We start from the raw sequence: 23,114 nt of genomic DNA, 5'->3' as shown, positions 1-23,114 counted from the left end.
GTTCCTGAATAAGGGACGCGGGGTCATTAGTCGCCCAATGGCAGGAGCTTATTGGGCGACAAGTGACCCCGCGTTGCAGTTTCGGCAACTTATGGTCCGGGAGCGGGACGGGTGTTAGGACTGCGGCGGCGACCAGACCCACCCGCGGATGTCGGGCAGGTCCTCGAAATGCTCCCGGATATATTGGGCGTGGGCGTCCAGCTGCCGGTTGCAGTGATCGGCCAGTCCCTCCGCGCCGGCGAACTGCCGCGGCAGCCGGCGGAGTGCCTCCAGCGCCAGGTGGTAGCGGCTCATCCTGTTGACCACCACCATGTCGAACGGCGTGGTGGTGGTGCCCTGCTGGCTGTAGCCGCGGACGTGGAACCTTTCCGGGTTCGGCCGTCCGTGCAGGAGCTGGTGGAAGGAGCGGGCGTAGCCGTGCCACGCCACCACCACTTCGCAGGAGTCCGTGAACAGTGACGTGAACGTCGCGTCGTCGAGCCCGTGCGGGTGCGTGTCCCGCGGCGGCAGCACCATGGCGTCCATGATGTTCACCACGCGCACGGTGGCATCGGGAACGTGGCGCTGCAGCAGCCAGGCCGCCGCCAGTGCCTCCTCGGTGGGGATGTCGCCGGCGCAGGCGAGAATGACGTCGGGTTCAGTGCCGCCGTCCTCGTTGCCGGCCCACTCCCACGTGGAGGCTCCCGCCTCGGCGTGCGCACAGGCTTCTGCCAGTGTCAGGTACTGGGGATGGGACTGTTTGTCCACGACCACAAGGTTGACGTAGTCCTTGCTGCGCAGGGCGTGCTCTGCCGCGGCCAGCAGGGTGTTGGTGTCCGGCGGCAGGTAGATCCTCGTCACCTCGCCGGACAGGGACAGCACCGTGTCGATCAGGCCCGGCCCCTGGTGGCTGAACCCGTTGTGGTCGTTGCGCCAGCATGTGGAGGTCAGCAGGATGTTCAGGCTCGGCACCGGTGACCGCCATTCCAGCTCGCGGGCATGCTGCAGCCATTTGGCGTGCTGGACGGTCATGGAGGCGCTGACCATGGCGAACGCCTCGTAGCTGGCGAAGAAACCGTGCCGGCCGGTCAGCAAGTAGCCTTCCAGCCAGCCCTGGCACAGGTGCTCGGAGAGCACCTCCATCACGCGGCCGTCCGTGGAAACGTGGTCGTCTCCGTCGCCCCCGTCCTGCCCGGGGAGCATGAGGCAGCGGTCGGTGGCCTCGAAAACGGCGCCCAGCCTGTTGCTGTTGGTTTCGTCAGGGCAGAACAGCCGGAACCTCGGATTGTCCGCCGTGCCGGTGTAGAGGTCGCGGAACAGCTCGCCCAGCGGCTTGGTGGTTTCGATGCTGGTGGAACCCGGCTGTCCCGGGTCGACTGCGTACTCCGCGAGGTCCGGAATCTCCAGGGGTACGGACGGCTGGCCGTTGGCCCACGGCGCCGCCCCCATCCGGAGCCTGCCTTCGGGAGCAAGCGCTGCCAGTTCGGGAACAAGCCGGCCGTCGTCGTCGAACAGCGATTCCGGCCGGTAGGAGCGCATCCACTGCTCCAGCAGCGCCAGGTGCTCGGGATCGTCCTTGACCCCGGACAGGGGAACCTGGTGGGCGCGGAATGTGCCCTCCACCGGGCGGCCGTCCACGGTTTCCGGGCCCGTCCAGCCCTTGGGCGTGCGCAGGATGATCGCCGGCCAGCGGGCCGCCGTCACTCTTTTACTGCTGCCGGAGCCGCCATCCCGTGCTATCTGCTGGATATCCCGGATGGTGGCATAAGCGTCATCCACGGCGCCGGCCAGGGCCCGGTGGACCTTCTCGGGCTGGTCGCCGGAAACGGTCACGGGCTCCCAGCCGTTGGCGCGCAGCAGGGCCTCAACATCGTCGTCCGAGCGGCGTCCCAGGACGGTAGGCCCGGAAATCTTGGCCCCGTTGAGGTGCAGGATGGGCAGGACCGCGCCGTCCCGCGAGGGGTTGAGGAAGAACGGCGCCGTCCAGGAAGCGGCGAGCGGGCCGGTTTCGGCTTCGCCGTCGCCCACCACGCAGGCGGCAATGAGATCCGGGTTGTCCAGCACCGCGCCGGTGGCGTGCATGAGTGAATAGCCCAGCTCGCCGCCCTCATGGATGGATCCGGGGGTGGCCGGGCCCACGTGGCTGCCCACACCGCCCGGGGTCGAGAACTGCCGGGCCAGCCGGCGCAGGCCGGCGGCGTCGCGGCTGATGTCCGGGTAGATCTCGGAGTAGGTGCCCTCGAGGTAGACGTTCGCCACCACGGACGGCCCGCCGTGGCCCGGTCCGGCGATGAACAGGACCTCGGCCGAGGTGTTCCTGATCAGCCGGTTCAGGTGCGCGTAAATGAGTGACAGCCCTGGTCCCGTGCCCCAGTGGCCCAGCAGCCGCGGCTTGATATGCTCCGGCCGCAGCGGCTCCCTCAGCAGCGCATTGTCCTGAAGGTAGATCTGGGCCACCGTCAGGTAGTTCGCCGCGCTCCAGTAGCGGTGCAGGAGGTCCAGTTCTTCGTCCGAAATCGTTCCGCTTGCCCCGGCCATGCCCATGTATTGCCTTCCGTCGAATCCGCTCCAGCGCTGACCGGCACAGTCTACCGCGGCGATTTACTGGCCCTCAGATCCACTGCCCGCGCCAGATTCAGCCGGCCCTCAGATCCACTTAGGGGCTGCGGGAACGCGGGACAGCACTTCTGTCCCGCGGCTGGCGGTGACGCCGGAGCCGCCTGCTGCAGCTGTCCGTCCGGCGGCCCAGGCAGCCACGCCGGCGAGCGGGCCGCTGACCGTTACCGGATCCCGCCCGCCCTTGTCGCCGAACTCCATGTTGGTGCCCACCACCCGGATGACCAGCCCGGCATCGGTGCCGCGGGCCTGCCAGGCGCCGGTGATGTCCCGTAGCAGCCGTTCGAGGACGGGTTCCGGGATGTCGGCGAAGGTTGCGCCGTTGTCGAGGTCGACGGCGTGGGTCCAGACTTCGCGGGTGCGCATCCACACGGTTTCGGTCGCGGGGACGGTGCGGCCCTGGATGGTCTTGACTTCGTTGGCCCAGTCCCGCCCGGGCAGGTCTCGCCATTCGGCGGACAGGTGCACGGCGGAGTGGTCGAAGAGATTCCGCAAGGCAATAGGGCTCAGCGTGGCGCCGAAGTTGATCTCGTGGTCCCGGACCTCGGTGGAGGGGTACATGGGTGTCTCCACCCCGGTGCCGGCCCATTCCACCAGGCGGGCGATCGCGCGGGCGTTGTAGCCGACGTGGGCCACGACGTGGCGGCGGGTCCAGCCGGGGAGGAGGGAGCCGCCGTCGAGTTCCGTGTCGGTGAGTTCGTTGAGTTTGCGGGCGAAGAACGCGGTGCCCCGCCGGGCCTGCAGGAGCTGTTCCTGCAGGCCCGGATCGGTGGTGAGGTCGTGCCGGGCGGGCATCAGGCCTCCTTGACCACGCGGTTGGTCAGCTGGCCCAGGCCCTCGATGGTGGTGACCAGGACCTGGTCTTCCTGCAGGTAGCGTTTGGGGTCCTGTGCGTGGCCCACGCCGCCGGGGGTGCCGGTGGCGATCACGTCGCCGGGGTTCAGCGTGATGATCGTGGAGATGTACGAGACCAGGAATTCCGGGGTGAACACGAGGTCCCCGGTGGGGGTGGTCTGCTGGATCTCGCCGTCCACGGCCGAGGTCATGAGCGGGCCTGCGCTGAATTCGTCCTTGGTGACCAGGGCGGGGCCGAACGGGGTGGAGTTTTCCCAGGTCTTGCCCTGCAGCCACTGGACGGTGCGGAACTGGTAGTCGCGCATGCTGATGTCGTTCAGCACGGAGTAGCCGGCGATGTGGTCGGCGGCGTCGGCCTCGCTGATCCGGCGGCCCTGCTTGCCGATCACGACGGCGAGCTCGGCTTCCCAGTCCACGTTGTCGGATTCCTGCGGCAGCGCCAGGTCATCGTTCGGGCCGATCAGGGATTCGGTGTACTTGGCGAACAGGGTGGGGTGGTCCGGGATTTCGCGGCCCATCTCCTTGATGTGGTTCCGGTAGTTGTGGCCCACGCAGATGATCTTGCCCGGGGAGGGTACGACGGCGGCGAGGTCGGCGCCGTCGAGCGCGCGCGTCGCGCCGTTGGCCGCCTTCGCCGTGGCCTCCCAGTTTTCGTTGCGGAGGAGTGCTCCGACGTCGGCGAAGCCGTCGATTTCGGTGAGGGTTCCGCCGTCCTGGCGGACGGCTTTGGTTCCTTCAGCGGTGCGGAGGGTGAGGAGTCTCATGCGTTCTAGCGTCCTTCGGTGTAGGTGCGGTTGAAGTTCAGGCGTTCAAAGATGGGGGCGTCGCTGAACCGGAAAAGATCAAACTCGGTTTCCGCGTCAAGAGACCATTCCTGCCAGGACGGAACCACGAACAGGTCGCCCTTGGCGAGGCCCTTGCGTTCGCCGTTGAGAAGGACGCTGCCGGTGCCTTCGAAGACCTGCCAGACGCTGGAGCCGACCTCGCGCAGCGGCTCGGTGGTGGCGCCGGCGCGGAGCCGGTGGAATTCGGCGCGGATGGTGGGCATGACGTCCCCGCCGGTGGTGGGGTTGGTGTAGCGGATCGCGGCGTGGCCCTGGGAGACGGTGGCGGGGTGGCCCTCGTCCTCCAGGAGGAGCTGTTCGCGCAGGGCCCGGTCGGTGTGTTCCCAGCGGTACGCGGCGATGGGGGAGTTGGTGGTGTTGTCCAGGCCGGACAGGGGGCGCAGGCCGGGGTAGGCCCAGAGGCGTTCGGACCGGGAGATGTCAGGGGTGGCCTCGTCGGTGACGCGCTCGGTGCCGAACTCGAAGAACCCGGCATCGGCGTAGTGCACGAACGGGATGTCCAGGCCGTCGATCCACGCCATCGGTTGATCGGTGTCGTTGTGGTGGCCATGGAAGTTCCAGCCGGGCGTGAGCAGGAAGTCGCCGCGGCGCATCGCCACCGGATCCCCATTCACCACTGTCCAGACGCCTTCGCCCTCGACGACGAACCGGAAGGCATTCTGTGAGTGGCGGTGCTCGGGTGCGGTCTCCCGGGCGCCCAGGTACTGGATGGCTGCCCACAGCGTCGGTGTCGCATAGGGCGTGCCCCCTAACCCCGGGTTGGCCAGCGCTATGGCCCGGCGTTCCCCGCCCCGCCCCACCGGAACCAGGTCTCCGGCGCGGGCAGCCAAGGGATAGAGATCGTTCCAGCGCCACACATGGGGCCGGGCCCTCGGTGACGGAACCATCGGCATCAGGTCACCGATCTCGGTCCACAAGGGGATCAGGTTCTCCTGCTCGAAGTCCTTGTACAGCTGCTCCAGCTGCTCGGCCTCCTCCGGAGTGGGCTCCTGGGCCACCTGGGCGGCGGCAACAGATTCATGGGTCGTGGTCTCGGCGCTGATGGACACGGCGGCCTCCTCGGTGTGTACGGATGATGATGTCTTCGCGTACTACCGAGATTAGGTAGACCGGGGCTGTGAACCACAGCATATTCTGGCTTGCAGAATTATGCGCTCTGGCCCGGCTGCCCTCAGCCGGGTGAGGCGGGATTTGCCGCGATGTCGATCTCCAGCTGCCTGCGCGTTTCGAGCATGACCGGCACCAGCCCGGCGTCGAACACCGCGCGGAACCTGGTCACCGGGGTGGCGACGCTGAAGGCGCCCACCACCTCGCCCTTCCCGTTGTGCAGGGCCACGCCCATAGCACTGATGCCCTCCTCGGTGCCCTCGAAATTCGCCGCGAAGCCGTTGCTGCGGACCGTTTCGAGCTCGCGCAGGAACGCCGGGTACTCGGCCTCGGGAATGCTGTCGCCGCCAATCTCCGCATTGGCGCTCCGGAACAGCTGCTCAAGCAGCGCCGGCTCCAGTTCGGCGAGCATCGCCTTGCCGCCCGAGGCCCTGTTGGCCGGCAGCACTGTGCCCTGCCTGTCGCCCACACGGAGGGCGCTGGTGCCTTCCACCGTTTCCAGGAACCGGACCTTGGTGCCCACCCGGATCATGAGGTTTACGGTCTCGTTGAGGCGGGCGCTCAGCAGCTCCATGTGGGGGCGGGCCAGGTTCCGCAGCAGCCGGGTCCAGGTAACACCTGCCGGGCCTGCCCCCATCGCAGGCCCGGGGACGTAGCGGCGGGTCTCGTCCTGCACGGCGAAGCCCCGGTACACCAGCATGGCCAGCAGGCGGTGCGCGGTGGACGGGGCCACGCCCAGTTCCGTGGCCGCATCCTTGAGCCGCAGGCTTCCCCCGTCGCGCAGGAGCTGCAGGAGCTGCAGCGCGTTGTCCACTGCCTCGATCGAGTAGGTGGGCTTCTTCCGGAGCGGCAAGTTCTGCATAACAGAATTCTATTGGAGGGCCGGTGCTTCAGCCATGAGAGTTGGTGGCATGAATCACACACCTTCCGCTGCCGCGACGGAGCGGCCCGCGCCCGGAGCAGCCCTTCCGCCGGCAACGCCCCGGTTTTCCAAACAGTCCGCCCTGGCCGTGCTCGTCTGCTGGCTGCTGGTGGTCTTCGACGGCTACGACCTCATCGTCTATGGGACCGTCCAGTCGGCCCTCATCAACGACACCGGCTGGGGACTGACGAAAGCCACCGCCGGGACGGTCGGGTCCATGGCGTTCCTGGGCATGATGATCGGCGCCGTCTTCGCTGGCCGGATGGCCGACACCTGGGGCCGCCGCCGCACCATCCTCGGATGCGCCGTGCTGTTCTCCGTGTTCACCATCCTCTGCGCCTTCGCCCCGACCGCCATCATTTTCGGCGCGCTTCGGCTGCTGGCCGGCATCGGACTCGGTGGACTCGTGCCCTCCGCCAACGCCCTCGTGGCGGAACTCGTGCCGGCCAAATGGCGGTCCACCATCGCCACCCTGATGATGTCCGGCGTGCCGATCGGCGGATCACTGGCCGCGCTGGCCGGAATCCCGCTGATCCCGGCCTTCGGCTGGCCCGTGATGTTCCTCGTGGCGGTAGTGGCCCTGGCGGTCATCATCCCCCTGGGCCTGCGCTACCTGCCGGAGACCCTGCCGCCGGCAGGCGTCAAAGGGACCAGCCCAACACAGTTGCCGGACGGACCCGCAGCCGCGGAAAACCGGCGCGCAGGTTTCGGTTCCCTGCTGCGGGCACCCTACCTGGGCGTGAGCGTCCTCTATGCCGTGGCCACGCTGGTGACCCTCTTTGCCTGGTACGGCCTCGGTACCTGGCTGCCAAACCTGATGCAGCTGGCCGGCTACAACCTCGGTTCCGCGCTCACCTTCGCTCTGGCCCTGAACCTCGGTGCCGTGGTCGGCTCCGTCGCCACGGCCTGGGCCGGCACCCGCTTCGGCCCCGTCCCGACGGCGGTCGTGGCCGCGGCGGTAGCCGCCGTCGCCCTCCTGGTGCTCGTCACCGGTCCGCCCGTCACCGTGGTGTACCTGATGCTGGTCCTTGCCGGCGTCGGGACACACGGGACACAGTGCCTGGTGATCGCCGCCGTTGCCAGCCATTACCCCGCCCACCTGCGGGGGACGGCCCTGGGCTGGGCCCTCGGCGTGGGCAGGATCGGCGCGGTGGCCGCCCCGCAGGCCGGAGGCCTGCTGCTGGCTGCCGGCCTGGGCGTCAACTCCAACTTCCTGGCATTCGCCGGGGCGGCCGCCGTCGCAGCACTCCTGCTGATCGCCGTCCGCGCCAAAACCATCCGCACAACCTCAACCCCCGTAGGAGTCAATAATGTCTAACCCGAAACCGTCCACGGACGTCCTGGTGATCGGCGGCGGAATGGCCGGCCTTGCCGGCGCCCTCGCCCTCCGTGAGAACGGCGCCGAGGTCACCCTGCTTGAACGGGCGCCGGAGTTCGGCGAGGTCGGGGCGGGCCTGCAGATGGCACCCAACGCCTCCCGCGTCCTCAAGCGCTGGGGCCTGCTGGAGAAGGCGCTCGAGATCGGTGTCCGGCCCAGGCACCTCGTCTTCCGGGACGCCGTGACGGGTGAGGAACTCACGCGGCAGTCTCTCGGCGACAGCTTCGAGGAGCGCTACGGCGCCCCCTACGTCGTCATCCACCGCAGCGATCTGCACCGCATCCTCCTCGACGCCTGCCGGGACGCCGGCGTCCGCCTCGTCAACGATGTCCTGGTCGAAACTGTCCGTACCGTTGACGGCCGCGCCACCGCACAGGCGGCGGACGGGGCCGCCTACGAGGCAGACGTCGTTCTCGGGGCGGACGGACTCAAGTCCACGCTCCGCCGCGAGGTGGCGCAGGACGGCCCGGTGTCGTCGTCGTACGTGGCCTACCGCGGAACGGTTCCCATCACGGCTGACACGCCCCGGGGCGACCTCGAGGACGTCATCGTCTACCTTGGTCCGGACTGCCACCTGGTCCAGTACCCGCTGCGGAAGGGCGAGCTGCTCAACACGGTGGCCGTCTTCAAATCGGCATCCTTCGAACGCGGCGAGGAACAGTACGGGGGAGTGGACGAGCTCGAGGCCGCTTACCGGGACTGCGTGCCGGCGGTCCGTGACGCACTGAAGAACCTGGCCACCGGCATCCGCTGGCCCATGTACGACCGCGATCCCATCGAAAACTGGGTGGCCGGCCGGATGGTCCTGATGGGCGACGCCGCGCACCCCATGCTCCAGTACCTGGCCCAGGGCGCCTGCCAGGCCCTGGAGGACGCCGCCGTGCTGCAGGAGACCAGCCTCGGGACCGTCTTCACCGCGGACGGCGCCGACGCCGGCGGCTGGGACGCCGCCATCCGGAACTTCAACGCGGCCCGCGCCGCACGCACGGCCCGGGTGCAGCGCACCGCCCGCGTATGGGGCGAGTCCTGGCACGTCTCCGGACTGGCCCGCACACTCCGGAACCTGCTCTTCAAGAGCCGCAAGGACGGCGACTACCAGTACAACGACTGGCTTTACGGCCAGGACGGCGACGGCGTGCCCTCCGCAGCGGCGCCTGCTGCCCGGGAGCAGGTTTCCGCCTAGCGTGGCCCCTTGCCCGTCCCGGCGCCCTGTCCGTAGCGTTGGCGGCAGAGCCGCGGGCAGTGAAGGAACCGGGTGGAGAATACAGTCACGCTGTACCTGGATGTTGACGGCGTCGTGTGCCCGTTCGGCCCCACGGGCACCACGCCGTGGGGCTCGGCCTGGCACTACGCGTACGCGGGGATGCTGGAAGTGGCCTATGCCGCGGAGCTGGTGGCGGCCCTGAACCGGCTGGCGCTGCGGCCCGGGGTCCGGTTCGCCTGGCTGACCAGCTGGGAGGAACTTGCGCCTGCCGTGCTGTGCCCGGTCACCGGACTGGCCGGAAGCACATGGCCGGTGCTCACCGCCGACGGGGCCGGAAGCGGAGCGGAGTGGTGGAAGCTGGAGGCTATCCAGGCCGATGTGGGCAGGAACACGCCGGAGCGGATCATCTGGGTGGACGACCAGCTCGCCTTCGAGGGCCGCGCGCAGGCCTGGGCACGGATCCTTGGCCGCCGGGCCCTGCTGGTCTCACCGGATCCCCGGACCGGCCTGTCGCCGGGCGACCTGGAGGCCATCCGTGCCTTCGCGGGCCGCCAGGACCGGCAGGTGTGACAGTGCCAACGCGTTGCAGGTTGGACCTCGTCTGCATGGCGCGTACCATCGATAAGGTTTCAAGCCGCGCTGCAGCTCCGCTACCCCCACCCCCAGACGTTTTCTTAGACATCGGGTGAACTATGCTGTGCAGTGCAGGCAGGGGAAGTGGAACTGCTGTACGTAGACTCTGCAGATTGGGCAACAGGTGGACATCACCTTCATGGTGGCGCTGGTCATTGCGCTGGCGTTATTTTTCGACTTCACTAACGGTTTCCACGACACCGCGAACGCTATGGCCACCCCCATTGCCACCGGTGCCATCAAGCCGAAGACTGCCGTTGCCCTCGCGGCGGCCCTCAACCTCGTCGGTGCGTTCCTGTCCACGGAAGTCGCCAAAACGGTTTCAGGCGGCATCATCCGGGAGGGGTCCGGCGGGGTCCAGATCACGCCGGACATCATTTTCGCCGGTCTGATGGGCGCCATTCTGTGGAACATGATCACCTGGCTCAAGGGCCTGCCCTCCAGTTCGTCCCATGCGCTGTTCGGAGGACTCATCGGTGCCGCGATCGTTGGCATCGGTTTCCACTCCGTCAACCTTGAGACGCTGCTTCAGAAGGTCATCCTGCCCGCCGTTTTCGCCCCGGTCATCGCCGGGCTTGTGGCCTACGTCTGCACCCGCATCGCCTATGCGCTGACGTCCCGGCACGATCCGGAGACGGGCAGCAAGCTCACGCAGAAGCGCGGCGGCTTCCGGACCGGCCAGATCTTCACCTCCAGCCTGGTGGCGCTGGCCCATGGCACCAACGACGCCCAGAAGACCATGGGCATCATCACCCTGGTGCTCATCTCGGCGGGAACGCAGCAGCCCGGTTCGGGCCCGCAGCTGTGGGTCATCACCGCATGCGCCCTCGCCATCGCCGTCGGAACGTACGCCGGCGGCTGGCGGATCATCAGGACCATGGGCGCCGGCCTCACCGAAGTGAAGCCCGCCCAGGGCTTCGCGGCCGAGTCGAGCACCGCCTCAGCGATTCTGGCCTCCTCGCACCTTGGCTTTGCCCTGTCCACCACGCAGGTGGCCTCCGGATCGGTGATCGGCTCCGGCATGGGCCGCAGGGGCACCACGGTGCGCTGGGGCATGGTGGGCCGGATCGCCCTCGGCTGGCTCCTCACGCTGCCGGCCGCAGGCATCGTCGGTGCCCTGACCGCGCTGCTGGTCAAGACCGGCGTTGTCGGTGTGGTGATTGCAGCAGTGGCCGGCATCGGCACCGTCATGTACATGTTCCTGGTGTCCCGCAAGTCCCAGGTTGGCCACCACAACGCCGTTGAGGTCGAAGAGGCCGGTCAGGCCGTCCGCTTCGCGAAAAAGAAGGCCCTCGCCAGGGCACGCGCCGCCGAGCGCGCCAAGAACAACAACCCGAAGGGCCCGCAGCGATGAAGTGGCTGGAACTCCTCACCGTGGCCGGCGCCACCCTGATTGCCGCCGTGACCGTAGTGGTCCTGTATTCCCTCGGCGTCCGGCTGACCGCCATCGCCGGTGACCGCCAGGCCGTCGCCCCGGCGTGGGTCAGGTATCTCTCTTATGTCTGCTTCGGGCTCTGCGGCATCGCCGTGCTGTTCGGCCTCTACCTGATCATTCCGTACTTCAGCAGCTAGCCGGCCGGGTCCGGCACGGACGCCGCCGGGAGCTTCCCCGCCTCTGGGAAGAGGGAACCTGAGTGGCTAGGCTGGGCCCATGCCCAGTGTCCAGTATTACGTTGCGTCCTCCCTCGACGGCTTCATCGCCACCGCAGACGACGACCTCGCTTGGCTGCTGCAGTTCGACGGTTTCGAAGGCGGCAAGGAAAGCTACGAAAACTTCATGGCCGGCGTCGGCTGCATCGTCATGGGCGGGACCACCTACGAGTGGCTGATGGAGCACGAACCCGGCAACTGGCCCTACCCCGGCACGCCCTGCTGGATCTTCACCCATCACGAGTTCAGCACCCCGCCCGAAGCCGACATCACGCTCGTGCGCGGCGAGGTGACCGAATTCATCGACGACCTCCGGCGTGACGCCGCCGGCAAAAACATCTGGATGGTGGGCGGCGGCGAGCTAGCCGCCCAGTTCGCCCGCGCCGGCCTGCTGGACGAACTGATCGTGTCGGTCATCCCGGTGGTGCTCGGTGCGGGAAAGCGGCTGCTTCCCCTCGCCCAGGGCCCGACGGCGCCACTTGAGTTGCAGGAGGCCCGTCCCCAGGGGCGGGGAATCGTAGAGCTCCGGTACCGCTGGCCCGAACGCTAGGGTTACCGGCGCTGCCCCAAAGACGGCCGTCACCGGCCGATGTCCCGGATGAGGTTGGTGATGCGCGCCGTGGACAGCCGGCGTCCCTGCTCATCGGTCATCACGATTTCGTGGGTGGCCAGCGTGCGGCCCAGGTGAATGGCCGTGCAGGTTCCGGTCACCGTGCCGGCGGACACGGCGCGGTGGTGTGTGGCGCCAACCTCGATGCCCAGTGCCTGGCGGCCGGGACCGGCATGCATCCCGGCCGCAAACGACCCCAGCGTTTCAGCCAGCACCACGTGCGCGCCGCCGTGCAGGATGCCCGCCACCTGCGTGTTCCCCTCCACCGGCATCGTGGCCACGCACCGTTCCGGACTCATCTCCAGGAACCGGATCCCCATCTTCACCACGAGGGCGCCGATGCCGTACCCGGCAAGCCAGTCGTGGAGGTGTTCCGGGACGCCGGCGGCAAACAGCTCTTCCCTGAAGTCGGCTTTGGCTGCGGCCTCCACGGCTGTGGGGCTGGCCTCACTGGCAGGGCCGGGCGTGAAATTGTCCATCATGGCAACTAGGCTGGCACCTGTGAGTGAAACAACCAAACCGGCCCCAATTCCGTCCACAACCCAGACCCTCGAGGACATCGCCGTGTCCCCGTCCGACGCCCCGTCGGTGTCGGCCACCGAGGCGCCCGTCGTCCCCCTGACGGAGCAGCCACGGCTTCTGGTGCTGGACGGCCACTCCATGGCCTTCCGGGCCTTCTTTGCCCTTCCGGCCGACAAATTCTCCACCGCCCGGGGCCAGCACACCAACGCGATCCACGGCTTCACGTCCATGCTCATCAACCTGATCAAGGAACAGAAGCCCACCCACATCGCGGTCGCTTTCGACGTCTCCGACGACACCACTCACCGCAAAGCCGAGTACAGCGAGTACAAGGGCGGCCGCAACGAGACGCCCCGGGAGATGAGCGGCCAGATCGACCTCATCGACCAGGTCATGGGCGCGTGGGGCATCAAGACCATCAAGATGCCCGGCTACGAGGCCGATGACATCCTGGCGACGCTCGCCGCCATGGGTGAGAAGGCCGGCTATGAGGTCCTGCTCGTGTCCGGCGACCGTGACGCCTTCCAGCTCATCACCGACAACGTCTTCGTGCTGTACCCGAAGAAGGGCGTCAGCGACATCCCGCGGATGGACGCCACCGCCGTCGAGGAAAAGTACTTCGTCACCCCCTCCCGGTACTCCGACCTCGCCGCCCTGGTGGGCGAGACCGCGGACAACCTGCCGGGCGTTCCCGGCGTCGGGCCCAAGACGGCGGCGAAGTGGATCAACCTCTACGGCGGCCTGGAGGGCGTGCTGGAAAACCTCGACGCCATCGGCGGGAAGGTGGGCGACTCGCTGCGCGCCAACGTGGATGCCGTGAAGCGCAACCGCAAGCTGAACCAGCTCCACACCGATCTTGCCCTCCCGGTGACGCTGGAAGAACTCGCCGATCCGCGGCCCGACCAGCAGGCCCTCGAAGAGCTCTTTGACGAGCTCGAATTCAAGACCATCCGCACCAGGCTCTTTGACCTTTACGCCAGCGAGGCGCCCGTGCCGGAGCGCGAAGCCCTGGAGACAAGGGACTTCGCCACGCTGACGGACGCCGACACGCTCCGGGCCTTTTTCGCGGCGGGGGCCGGTCAGCGCTCAGCCCTGGCCGTGGACGTGCTGCCCGGCCGGATTGGCGAGGACGCGGACGCGGTCGCGATCGTGCGGCACGATGCCGCTGCGTACGTGGACCTCACCACGCTCGACGCCGAGGCGGAAAACGTCCTGGCGCAGTGGCTCCGGGACGCGGAATCCCCGAAAGTGATGCACGGCTACAAGGCGGCACTGAAAGCCCTGGGTAACCGCGGGTTCGGTCTGGAAGGCGTGGTGGACGACACCTCCATCTCCGGCTACCTCATCCAGCCCGACCGCCGCACCTACGAACTCGGCGAGCTGGCCCAGTTCCACCTGAACATCCACATCACGCCCGAGGCCGCCAAGGCGGGCCAGCTCGAGCTGTCGTTCGACGACGACGCCGCGGCGTCCGGCGCGCTGGTCCAGGTGGCCGCCGTCGTCCATAAACTGAGCCACTACTTCGAATCGGAACTGAAGGAGCGCAAGGCCGAGGACCTGCTGGCCACGCTGGAACTGCCGGTGAGCCGGGTGCTGGCGGACATGGAGACCACCGGCATCGCCGTCTCCATGGAGCTGATGGACGAACAGCTGGCGGACCTGGCCAGGGTGATCGACGACGCCCAGGAGCGGGCGTTCGCCGCTATTGGCCACGAGGTGAACCTCGGCTCGCCGAAGCAGCTGCAGACCGTTCTCTTCGAGGAGCTGCAGCTGCCCAAGACGAAGAAGATCAAGTCCGGCTACACCACGGACGCCGCATCCCTGAAGAACCTGCTGGAGAAGACCGGCCACGAATTCCTGGTCCAGCTCATGGCCCACCGCGAATCGGCCAAGCTGCGGCAGATGGTGGAGACGCTGAAGAAGTCTGTGGCCGAGGACGGCCGCATCCACACCACCTACGCCCAAAACGTGGCTGCCACCGGACGCATCTCGTCCAACAACCCCAACCTGCAGAACATCCCGATCCGGAGTGAGGAAGGCCGCCGCGTCCGCGGCATCTTCGTGGTCAGCGACGGCTACGAGTGCCTGCTCTCCGCCGACTACTCGCAGATCGAAATGCGCATCATGGCGCACCTGTCCGGGGACGCCGGCCTGATCGAGGCCTACCGCGAGGGGGAGGACCTGCACCGCTTCGTCGGCTCGTCCATCTTCCACGTGCCGCCGGCCGAGGTCACCAGCGCCATGCGGTCCAAGGTCAAGGCCATGTCCTACGGCCTGGCCTACGGGCTGACGTCCTTCGGCCTGTCCAAGCAGCTCGAGATCTCCGTGGACGAGGCCAGGAACCTCATGAAGGACTACTTCGACCGCTTCGGCGCCGTGCGCGACTACCTGCGCGGCGTGGTGGACCAGGCCAGGGTGGACGGCTTCACGGCCACGATCGAAGGCCGGCGGCGCTACTTGCCGGACCTCACCAGCACGGACCGGCAACTGCGGGAGAACGCAGAACGGATCGCGCTGAACTCGCCCATCCAGGGTTCGGCCGCGGACATCATCAAGCGCGCCATGCTGGGCGTGCATTCGGAACTGGCAGCACAGGGACTGAAGTCACGCATGCTGCTGCAGGTCCACGACGAACTCGTGCTGGAAGTGGCCAAGGGCGAACGTGCAGCCGTTGAAAAGCTCGTCACGGAGCAGATGGCTGCCGCCGCGGAACTCAGTGTTCCGCTTGAAGTCCAGATCGGCGTCGGCACCAGCTGGTACGACGCCGGCCACTAGCCTTACCGGGTTAAGCCGAACTGTGACGCGCCCGCCGCAGGCGCTTCAGCGTGCCTGTGGCGGGCCGGCGGGTCCATTGGCTAGGCTCGGGGTTGTGTCGAATCTGAGCGTGGACTATGAAATCCGCCGGTTCCAAGCGGCGGCCAAGGACGATCCTGCGTATGCGGACTCGGTTGCGTGGATGCGCGCGGTAGCCTTCGGCTTCCACGAAGCCCGTCGCAGCGACGAGCGCGTGGACAGGAGCATCGAGCTGCAGCGCACCGACGGGCGCGTCATGACCGGTGTTTACCAGACCGGAACCGTGGCCGACCATTCACTCGGCGCCGATGTTCCCGTGGCCACCTTCGGGACCATGACCAAGACTCTGAACATCGGTTTTGGCCGGCTGCTGGATACCCGGCTGGTGACCGCCGTGACGGTCCGAACCTCGCACCGGCGCCGCGGCCTGCTGCGCCGCATGATGGGGGAGGACCTCGCCCTGGCCAAGGCGGAAGGCCTCTCCATGGCAGCCCTCACCGCCTCCGAGGCATCGATCTACGGCCGGTTCGGGTTCGGCGTGGCAACGTCCGAGCAGGCTGTGAAGGTGGACACCACCGGACGTTTTCTTCTCAACCACGCCCCCGTGGGCAGCGTCGAGGTCGCCGACCCCAGCGTGCTACTGGAGCTGGCTCCGGAAATCTTCGACCGGGTGCACCGCAGCACGCCCGGATCGATCGGCCGGCATGAGTTCTACCGGCAGTTCGCCTCCGGTTCCGTCAGCCGCGACGGCGGCGAGGACCCGAAGGTCAAGGTGGCACTGCACTACGGGCCCGGCGGCGACGTGGACGGGTACGTCTCGTACAGGTTCGCCGGCTGGTCCAGCGCGCCGTACACCATGGAGGTCGTGGACCTGGCGGCGGCCACCGGGGCGGCCTACCTTGAGCTGTGGCAGTACCTGGCCGCCATCGACCTGGTGGAACGCGTCACCTGGGAGGAAGCGCCTGTGGATGATCCGCTGCGGTGGGCCCTCGAGGACGCGCGTTGCGTGGAGTCCTCGGCTGCCCGGGACATGCTCTGGCTGCGGATCCTCGACGTGAAGCAGGCACTCGAGGCCCGGCACTACCCTGCCGACGGGCGGCTCGTGCTGAAAGTCGCCGACCCCCTTGGCCTGACCGGCGGCACCTTCACCTTGGAAGTTGACGGTGGCACCGCCGTCGTCACAGCCGCGGCGGGCGGCATGCCGGATCCCGGTACTCCCGACCTGGAACTGGGTGTGGCGGCGCTGTCCGCCATCTACCTCGGGGGCGTCAATCCCGTGACGCTGGCGGCGTCCGGGCGTATTCTGGAGTGCACGCCGGGCGCGGCGTTCCGGGCGGCCCGGATGTTCGCCGTCGAACGCGCACCGCACTGCCTGACGCATTTCTAGCGCTTTGACCCCGGTTGGCGCTTGCCACTAGAATAAACGGGCGTGTACTACGTACATGTTTTTTCTTCAATCCACAAAATCAGGATGACCAGGCACTTCGTTGCGGAGTGCCCACACCTGCGCCTGCGTTCCATAACGCAGGCGCGGCGGTTTGCCTGACCGACTAACTATCCACAACGGAGCCCCTACTACATGACCATCACCTCCACCGAGAAGCCCGGTACCCCCGTAGTCGCGATCAACGACATCGGTACCGCTGAGGACTTCCTCGCAGCTGTCGACGCGACCATCAAGTACTTCAACGACGGAGACCTCGTCGAAGGTACCGTCGTCAAGGTCGACCGCGACGAAGTTCTGCTCGACATCGGTTACAAGACCGAAGGTGTCATCCCCTCCCGCGAGCTTTCCATCAAGCACGACGTTGACCCCGGAGACGTCGTCTCCGTTGGCGATCAGGTCGAAGCCCTGGTGCTCACCAAGGAAGACAAAGAAGGCCGCCTGATCCTCTCCAAGAAGCGTGCTCAGTACGAGCGCGCCTGGGGCGACATCGAGAAGGTCAAGGAAGAAGACGGTGTTGTCACCGGTACCGTCATCGAGGTTGTCAAGGGTGGTCTTATCCTCGACATCGGCCTGCGCGGCTTCCTGCCCGCATCCCTCGTCGAGATGCGCCGCGTGCGCGACCTGGCTCCGTACATCGGTCAGCAGATCGAAGCCAAGATCATCGAACTGGACAAGAACCGCAACAACGTTGTGCTGTCCCGCCGCGCATGGCTGGAGCAGACCCAGTCCGAGGTCCGCTCCACTTTCCTCAACAAGCTGGAAAAGGGCCAGGTCCGTCCCGGCGTCGTTTCCTCCATCGTCAACTTCGGTGCCTTCGTGGACCTGGGCGGCGTAGACGGCCTCGTTCACGTTTCCGAGCTGTCCTGGAAGCACATCGACCACCCGTCCGAGGTTGTCGAGGTTGGCCAGGAAGTCACCGTCGAGGTCCTCGAAGTGGATCTGGACCGCGAGCGTGTCTCCCTGTCGCTCAAGGCTACGCAGGAAGACCCGTGGCAGACCTTCGCCCGCACCCACGCCCTCGGCCAGGTTGTTCCGGGTAAGGTCACCAAGCTGGTTCCGTTCGGTGCGTTCGTTCGCGTCGAAGACGGCATCGAAGGCCTCGTGCACATCTCCGAGCTGGCTGTCCGCCACGTTGAGCTGGCCGAGCAGGTTGTCTCCGTTGGCGACGAACTGTTCGTCAAGGTCATCGACATCGACCTCGAGCGCCGCCGCATCTCCCTCTCCCTCAAGCAGGCGAACGAGGGCGTTGACGCCGACAGCACCGAGTTCGACCCGGCTCTGTACGGCATGGCCGCAGAGTACGACGAAGAGGGCAACTACAAGTACCCGGAGGGCTTCGACCCCGAGTCCAACGAGTGGCTTGAAGGCTACGAAGCACAGCGCGCAGCATGGGAGCAGCAGTACGCTGACGCCCAGACCCGCTGGGAAGCACACAAGAAGCAGGTTGCCCAGCACGCTGCCGACGACGCCGCTGCTGCGACGTCCGGCGACAGCGACTCCGGCACCACCAGCTACTCCTCCGAGCCGGCTGCCACCGATTCCGGTGCAGGCACGCTTGCTTCGGACGAGGCTCTTGCCGCTCTGCGCGAGAAGCTGACCGGCAACTAATTGCCCGGTGCTGGCTAACAGCCAGTAGAACTGCACAGCAGTAAAAAGGTGGCCGTCCCCGGAAGGGGGCGGCCACCTTTTTTAGTCCCGGCGCTTTGCTGTGCCGGCTGAAATGAAGATGTCAGGCGGTCTGCCCGGCATGCTCGCCCTCGGCAATCTCCTCCAGCACTTTGTCGTTGAACGCGGGGAGGTCGTCCGGCTTCCTGCTGGTCACAAACCCCTGGTCCACCACGACTTCCTGGTCGCTCCAGTTGGCGCCGGCATTCCGAAGGTCAGTGGCCAACGTGTGGTAACTGGTGAGGTTCCGGCCCCTGACGACGCCCGCATCGATGAGCAGCCACGGTCCGTGGCAGATGGCCGCGACCGGTTTGTGCTGTTCAAAGAAGCTGCGGGCAAATGCCTGCGCGTCCTTGTCCACCCTCAGGTGGTCGGCGTTCACCACGCCGCCCGGAAGCACCAGGGCGTGGAAGTCCGAGGCGTTGGCGTCCTTCAGGGCCAGGTCGACGTCGAAGGTGTCGCCCTTCTCCACGCCTTGGAAACCCTGCAGCTTTCCACTCTTTGGAGCCACCAGGACTGGCTCGCCGCCGGCGTTCTTGACCGCGTCCCACGGGCTGGTCAGTTCAACCTGCTCCACGCCGTCCGTCAGCAGGAAGGCCACCCTCTTGCCGGTGATGTCGTGCTCTGACATGTGTCCTCCTTCTCCGTGTTGATGCCTTACAGGACCACCCTAGGAAAGCAGAAACTCATAAGCAAGCTGATTATTCCCTGGACCTGCCGTCAGGGCGGGACGTCAATCCACTCCGTGCCCTCGGGCTGGAGGACCGCACTCCCGGCAGTCATGGCAGCCAGCCGGTCCGCAGCCGCCGCCAGGTCATCGGCCGTATCCGGCAGGGCCAGGCGCAGCACCGTGGAACGGGCCTCGTAGCCGGTCTCCGCCATCGCATAGCCCGCGCTCCGAAGGTCGTTCTCCAGGCGCCCAGCGGCGGCGTGCGGTACCCGCACGGCACAGATGCGAAGACGGCGCCGCTGCACCATCGGAGCGAGCTCCAGCGCCGTCGAGACCGACTCGGAGTAGGCGCGCACCAGTCCGCCGGCTCCCAGCAGAATCCCGCCGAAGTAACGCACGACGACGGCACTCACGTCACTGAGGTCCGTCACCCCGGGCGCGGTTTCCCGCCGGAGAAGGGCTTCCAGCATGGGGATCCCGGCGGTGCCGGAGGGTTCGCCGTCGTCGCTGGAACGCTTGATGTCCCGGTCCGGCCCCAGCACAAAGGCGGAGCAGTGGTGCCGGGCGTCATGGAACTCGCGGCGCAGTTCGGACACCAGGGTGCGGGCCTGCTCCTCGGTGGCCGCGCGGCGCAGCACGGTGATGAACCGGGAGCGCTTGATCTCGATCTCGTGGCGGAATCCGTCCCCGGCAGCCAGCGTTGTGAAGGACGACGTCCTGCTCTCTTGCTCTTGCACCGCCCAAGTCTAGTCCGGGCATAGTCTTGGGGGGTGCTGAAGATTGGGTTGACGGGCGGCATCGCCTCGGGGAAGTCGCTGGTGGCAACACGCCTGGCGGAGCTGGGGGCGGTGCTCGTCGACGCCGACGCGATCGCCCGGGAAGTGGTGGAACCGGGCACTCCGGGCCTGGCCGCCGTCGTGGACGCTTTCGGCCCGGAGATCCTCGACGGCGGGGGGCGGCTCGACCGGCCACGGCTCGGGGCCATAGTGTTCCAGCATCCTGAACGGCGGGCGGAGCTCAATGGCATCATCCATCCGCTGGTCCGCGAACGCGCCGCGGCGGTAATCGCGACCGCATCGGCGGAGGCCGTGGTGGTGCAGGACATCCCGCTCCTTGTGGAAACCGGACAGCAGACGAACTTCCACCTCGTGCTGGTGGTGGATGCGCCCGAGGATGTCCGGCTGCAGCGCATGACCGAGCACCGTGGCATGACGGAAGCGGACGCCCGCTCACGGATGGCCGCGCAGGCGTCCCGGCAGGACAGGCTCGCCGCAGCGGACGTGGTCCTCATCAACACCGGGACGCGCGAAGAGCTGCTGGCCGCGGTGGACCGGCTGTGGAACGAACGGCTCGTACCCTTCGCGCGGAACATCAGCCAGGCCGCGGTGGCTGCCCGCAGCGGCGCGCCAGTCCTCGTCGCCGCGGACTCCGACTGGCCGCGCCAGGCTGCCGGCCTGGCCGAACGGCTGAAGGCCGCCGCTCCGGAGGATGTGCTGGCGGTGGACCACATTGGGTCGACGGCGGTTCCCGGCCTCGAGGCGAAGGACGTCATCGACCTGCAGCTCGCGGTTGCTGACCTGGCCACGGCTGACCGGATTGCGCCCCTGCTGGGTGCCGCGGGGTTCCCGCTCTGGCCGGGGATCCTGATGGACAGCCCGCATGGGCGTCCCGGCCCTGCTGCCTGGTCCAAGCGCCTGCACGGCAACGCCGATCCCGCACGTCCGGTGAATCTCCATGTCCGGGTGGCCGGCTCGCCGGGCTGGCGCTTTGCCCTCTGCTTCCGCGACTGGCTGCGCGCCGATCCGGCCGCCCGGTCGGAGTACGCCGCCGAAAAGCGGCGCGTGGTTGCCCTGCATGCCGCCGACGACTCCACCGCAGGCTACGCCCAGGGCAAGGAAGCCTGGTTCAGCGAGGTGGCGGTGCCGCGCATGGAACGGTGGGCCGAAAGCAGCGGCTGGCAGCCGCCGTCGTACGTTTCCACCTCCGCCGACGCCGGCCAACCGTGACGGGTACAGCCCAAAGCTGAATCAGAGGTTCCTGTCAGTGGCCAGCGGTAGATTAGATGCATGAGTCTTGCGCAGGAGATCAACCGCGTCGTTGCGCCCTTCGAGGTCATCAGCGAATTCAAGCCGGCAGGTGACCAGCCGGCGGCCATCGCCGAACTCACCGAACGCATCAAGAACGGTGAAAAGGACGTGGTCCTGCTCGGCGCCACGGGTACAGGTAAGAGCGCCACCACGGCGTGGCTGGTGGAGCAGATTCAGCGGCCCACACTGGTGATGGTCCAGAACAAGACCCTCGCCGCGCAGCTGGCCAACGAGTTCCGCGAACTGCTGCCCAACAACGCGGTGGAGTACTTCGTCTCGTACTACGACTACTACCAGCCTGAAGCCTACGTGGCGCAGACGGACACCTTCATCGAGAAGGACTCCTCCATCAATGAGGAAGTGGAACGGCTTCGCCACTCAGCCACCAACGCCCTGCTGACCCGCCGCGATGTGATCGTGGTGGCCACGGTGTCCTGCATCTATGGCCTCGGCACACCCGAAGAGTACATCGCCGGCATGGTCACTCTCCGCAAGGGTGATGAGATGAACCGCGATGACCTCCTGCGGAAATTCGTGTCCATGCAATACGTGCGCAATGACATGGACTTCCACCGCGGTACCTTCCGGGTTCGCGGCGACACCGTGGAGATTATCCCGATGTACGAGGAACTGGCCATCCGGATCGAGTTTTTCGGCGATGAGATTGAGAACATCCACACGCTGCATCCGCTGACCGGTGAAGTGATCCGGGACGAGGAGGAAATGTATGTCTTCCCGGCCTCGCACTACGTCGCCGGACCCGAGCGCATGGCCAGGGCCATCAAGCGGATCGAAGACGAACTTGCCGACCGGCTGCAGGTCCTGGAAAGCCAGAACAAACTCGTGGAAGCCCAGCGGCTGCGGATGCGCACCACGTACGACCTCGAGATGATGCAGCAGATGGGCTTCTGCAACGGTATCGAGAACTACTCCGTACACATTGATGGCCGTGCCCCCGGTACGGCTCCGCACTGCCTCCTTGACTATTTCCCCGACGACTTCCTGCTGGTGATCGATGAATCCCACGTCACCGTCCCGCAGATCGGCGCCATGTACGAGGGCGACATGTCCCGCAAGCGGAACCTGGTGGACTTTGGGTTCCGCCTGCCCTCCGCCATGGACAACCGTCCGCTTAAATGGGATGAATTCCTCCAACGCGTAGGCCAGACCGTCTACTTGTCCGCCACCCCCGGCAAGTATGAACTCGGCAAGGCCGACGGCTTTGTCCAGCAGATCATCCGCCCCACCGGTCTGATCGACCCCGAAGTGGTGGTCAAGCCCACCAAGGGTCAGATCGATGACCTGCTCGGTGAAATCAAGACCCGGACGGAAAAGAATGAACGTGTCCTTGTCACGACGCTCACCAAGCGGATGGCGGAGGACCTCACAGACTACCTCCTCGGCCACGGAGTGAAGGTGGAATACCTGCACTCCGACGTGGACACGCTGCGGCGCGTGGAGCTGCTCCGCGAACTCCGGATGGGCACTTTCGACGTCCTGGTCGGCATCAATCTGCTCCGGGAAGGCCTGGACCTGCCCGAGGTCTCGCTGGTGAGCATTCTGGACGCGGACAAGGAAGGCTTCCTGCGGTCCTCCACGTCGCTGATCCAGACCATCGGCCGTGCCGCACGTAACGTCTCCGGACAGGTGCACATGTACGCCGACCGCATCACGGACTCCATGGCCCACGCCATCGAGGAGACCAACCGGCGCCGCGCCATCCAGGTGGCGTACAACACGGAAAGAGGCATCGATCCGCAGCCGCTGCGGAAGAAGATCGCCGACATCACGGACCAACTGGCCAAGGAAGACGCCGACACCCATGCGCTGTTGGGAAGCTTCGACTACGGCAAGGGCAAGCGCGGTATTACCTCGGCGGCCAAGCCCGGTGCCAAGGATGGCAAGGGGGCCAAGAAGGGCGCTGCTATCGTCCGGGCAGACGGGCTGGCGGCCGCGCCTGCCGAGGACCTGGTAGGCCTTATCGAGCAGCTGACCGAACAGATGCACGGAGCGGCCGCCGAGCTGCAGTTCGAAGTCGCGGCCAGGATCCGCGACGAGGTCGCCGAGCTCAAGAAGGAACTGCGCCAGATGCAGTCGGCGGGACACGCGTAGCCTCACGTGGAGCGGAGCA

General features: G+C 67.0%; 19 protein-coding genes. 11 read left to right on the top strand and 8 right to left on the bottom strand.

Annotated elements, in window-relative coordinates; translation table 11 throughout:
* Nucleotides 1-114: 114 nt before the first annotated feature.
* The 5 genes from ABIE00_RS11275 to ABIE00_RS11255 form a co-directional block, all read right to left on the bottom strand.
* Nucleotides 115-2,523 carry a phosphoketolase family protein gene (locus ABIE00_RS11275; protein WP_354260236.1) on the bottom strand — a complete coding sequence of 803 codons (2,409 nt, stop codon included), beginning with the start codon at nucleotides 2,521-2,523 and terminating at the stop codon, nucleotides 115-117.
* A gap of 102 nt (nucleotides 2,524-2,625) precedes the next feature.
* Nucleotides 2,626-3,390: a maleylpyruvate isomerase family mycothiol-dependent enzyme gene (locus ABIE00_RS11270; RefSeq protein WP_354260234.1), complete on the bottom strand. Its 765-nt coding sequence runs from the start codon at nucleotides 3,388-3,390 to the stop codon at nucleotides 2,626-2,628.
* Entirely contained in the window at nucleotides 3,390-4,214 is an 825-nt protein-coding gene (locus ABIE00_RS11265; RefSeq protein ID WP_354260232.1) for a fumarylacetoacetate hydrolase family protein, read from the bottom strand. The genes ABIE00_RS11270 and ABIE00_RS11265 overlap by 1 nt, the downstream gene beginning before the upstream one ends.
* Before the next feature lie 5 nt (nucleotides 4,215-4,219).
* Nucleotides 4,220-5,344: a cupin domain-containing protein gene (locus ABIE00_RS11260; protein WP_354260230.1), complete on the bottom strand. Its 1,125-nt coding sequence runs from the start codon at nucleotides 5,342-5,344 to the stop codon at nucleotides 4,220-4,222.
* Nucleotides 5,345-5,466: 122 nt separating this feature from the next.
* Nucleotides 5,467-6,264, bottom strand: coding sequence for an IclR family transcriptional regulator (locus tag ABIE00_RS11255; protein ID WP_354260228.1), 798 nt, complete (start codon nucleotides 6,262-6,264; stop codon nucleotides 5,467-5,469).
* Between the two features lie 49 nt (nucleotides 6,265-6,313).
* Here ABIE00_RS11255 and ABIE00_RS11250 point away from each other — a divergent pair, with 49 nt between their 5' ends.
* From ABIE00_RS11250 to ABIE00_RS11225, 6 genes are all read left to right on the top strand, one after another.
* The gene (locus ABIE00_RS11250; RefSeq protein WP_354260226.1) at nucleotides 6,314-7,642 is read left to right on the top strand and encodes an MFS transporter; all 1,329 of its coding nucleotides are present in this window, start codon (nucleotides 6,314-6,316) and stop codon (nucleotides 7,640-7,642) included.
* Entirely contained in the window at nucleotides 7,635-8,885 is a 1,251-nt protein-coding gene (locus ABIE00_RS11245; RefSeq protein ID WP_354260224.1) for an FAD-dependent oxidoreductase, read from the top strand. Before ABIE00_RS11250 ends, ABIE00_RS11245 begins: the two co-directional genes overlap by 8 nt.
* Before the next feature lie 72 nt (nucleotides 8,886-8,957).
* Nucleotides 8,958-9,476: an HAD domain-containing protein gene (locus ABIE00_RS11240; protein WP_354260222.1), complete on the top strand. Its 519-nt coding sequence runs from the start codon at nucleotides 8,958-8,960 to the stop codon at nucleotides 9,474-9,476.
* A gap of 187 nt (nucleotides 9,477-9,663) precedes the next feature.
* Complete coding sequence (locus ABIE00_RS11235) at nucleotides 9,664-10,893, top strand: inorganic phosphate transporter (RefSeq protein WP_354260220.1); 1,230 nt, start codon at nucleotides 9,664-9,666, stop codon at nucleotides 10,891-10,893.
* On the top strand, nucleotides 10,890-11,111 hold the full coding sequence (locus ABIE00_RS11230; protein ID WP_354260218.1) for a hypothetical protein: 222 nt from the start codon (nucleotides 10,890-10,892) through the stop codon (nucleotides 11,109-11,111). Before ABIE00_RS11235 ends, ABIE00_RS11230 begins: the two co-directional genes overlap by 4 nt.
* Nucleotides 11,112-11,190: 79 nt before the next feature.
* The gene (locus tag ABIE00_RS11225; protein ID WP_354260216.1) at nucleotides 11,191-11,739 is read left to right on the top strand and encodes a dihydrofolate reductase family protein; all 549 of its coding nucleotides are present in this window, start codon (nucleotides 11,191-11,193) and stop codon (nucleotides 11,737-11,739) included.
* Between the two features lie 29 nt (nucleotides 11,740-11,768).
* Here ABIE00_RS11225 and ABIE00_RS11220 read toward each other — a convergent pair whose 3' ends face one another.
* On the bottom strand, nucleotides 11,769-12,281 hold the full coding sequence (locus ABIE00_RS11220; protein WP_331571383.1) for a hotdog fold thioesterase: 513 nt from the start codon (nucleotides 12,279-12,281) through the stop codon (nucleotides 11,769-11,771).
* A 178-nt stretch (nucleotides 12,282-12,459) separates the two neighbouring features.
* Here ABIE00_RS11220 and polA point away from each other — a divergent pair, with 178 nt between their 5' ends.
* The 3 genes from polA to rpsA all read left to right on the top strand — a co-directional run bounded on the left by polA (nucleotide 12,460) and on the right by rpsA (nucleotide 18,169).
* Nucleotides 12,460-15,096 carry a DNA polymerase I gene (gene polA / locus ABIE00_RS11215; protein WP_354263332.1) on the top strand — a complete coding sequence of 879 codons (2,637 nt, stop codon included), beginning with the start codon at nucleotides 12,460-12,462 and terminating at the stop codon, nucleotides 15,094-15,096.
* A gap of 103 nt (nucleotides 15,097-15,199) precedes the next feature.
* Nucleotides 15,200-16,501, top strand: a complete 1,302-nt coding sequence (locus ABIE00_RS11210) for a GNAT family N-acetyltransferase (protein ID WP_354263330.1) — start codon at nucleotides 15,200-15,202, stop codon at nucleotides 16,499-16,501.
* Between the two features lie 192 nt (nucleotides 16,502-16,693).
* Nucleotides 16,694-18,169 carry a 30S ribosomal protein S1 gene (rpsA, locus tag ABIE00_RS11205; protein ID WP_354260214.1) on the top strand — a complete coding sequence of 492 codons (1,476 nt, stop codon included), beginning with the start codon at nucleotides 16,694-16,696 and terminating at the stop codon, nucleotides 18,167-18,169.
* A gap of 121 nt (nucleotides 18,170-18,290) precedes the next feature.
* On the opposite strand, the gene ABIE00_RS11200 is transcribed toward rpsA, so the two are convergent.
* Together ABIE00_RS11200 and ABIE00_RS11195 are read right to left on the bottom strand one after the other, a co-directional pair.
* Complete coding sequence (locus ABIE00_RS11200) at nucleotides 18,291-18,857, bottom strand: type 1 glutamine amidotransferase domain-containing protein (protein WP_354260212.1); 567 nt, start codon at nucleotides 18,855-18,857, stop codon at nucleotides 18,291-18,293.
* An 89-nt stretch (nucleotides 18,858-18,946) separates the two neighbouring features.
* Entirely contained in the window at nucleotides 18,947-19,633 is a 687-nt protein-coding gene (locus ABIE00_RS11195; RefSeq protein WP_354260210.1) for an IMPACT family protein, read from the bottom strand.
* 33 nt (nucleotides 19,634-19,666) lie between these two features.
* On the opposite strand from ABIE00_RS11195, the gene coaE reads away from it, so the two are divergent.
* Together coaE and uvrB are read left to right on the top strand one after the other, a co-directional pair.
* Entirely contained in the window at nucleotides 19,667-20,902 is a 1,236-nt protein-coding gene (gene coaE / locus ABIE00_RS11190) for a dephospho-CoA kinase (protein WP_354260208.1), read from the top strand.
* Between the two features lie 60 nt (nucleotides 20,903-20,962).
* Nucleotides 20,963-23,095 (top strand): excinuclease ABC subunit UvrB, encoded by a 2,133-nt coding sequence (gene uvrB, locus ABIE00_RS11185; protein ID WP_354260206.1) that lies wholly within the window; start codon nucleotides 20,963-20,965, stop codon nucleotides 23,093-23,095.
* Nucleotides 23,096-23,114: the final 19 nt, after the last annotated feature.

This window comes from Arthrobacter sp. OAP107 (assembly GCF_040546765.1).
In the GTDB taxonomy this organism is placed as follows: Bacteria; Actinomycetota; Actinomycetes; order Actinomycetales; family Micrococcaceae; genus Arthrobacter.
The sequence above is the reverse complement of the archived record's forward strand: the minus strand, read 5'-3'. Positions and strand labels throughout refer to the sequence as shown.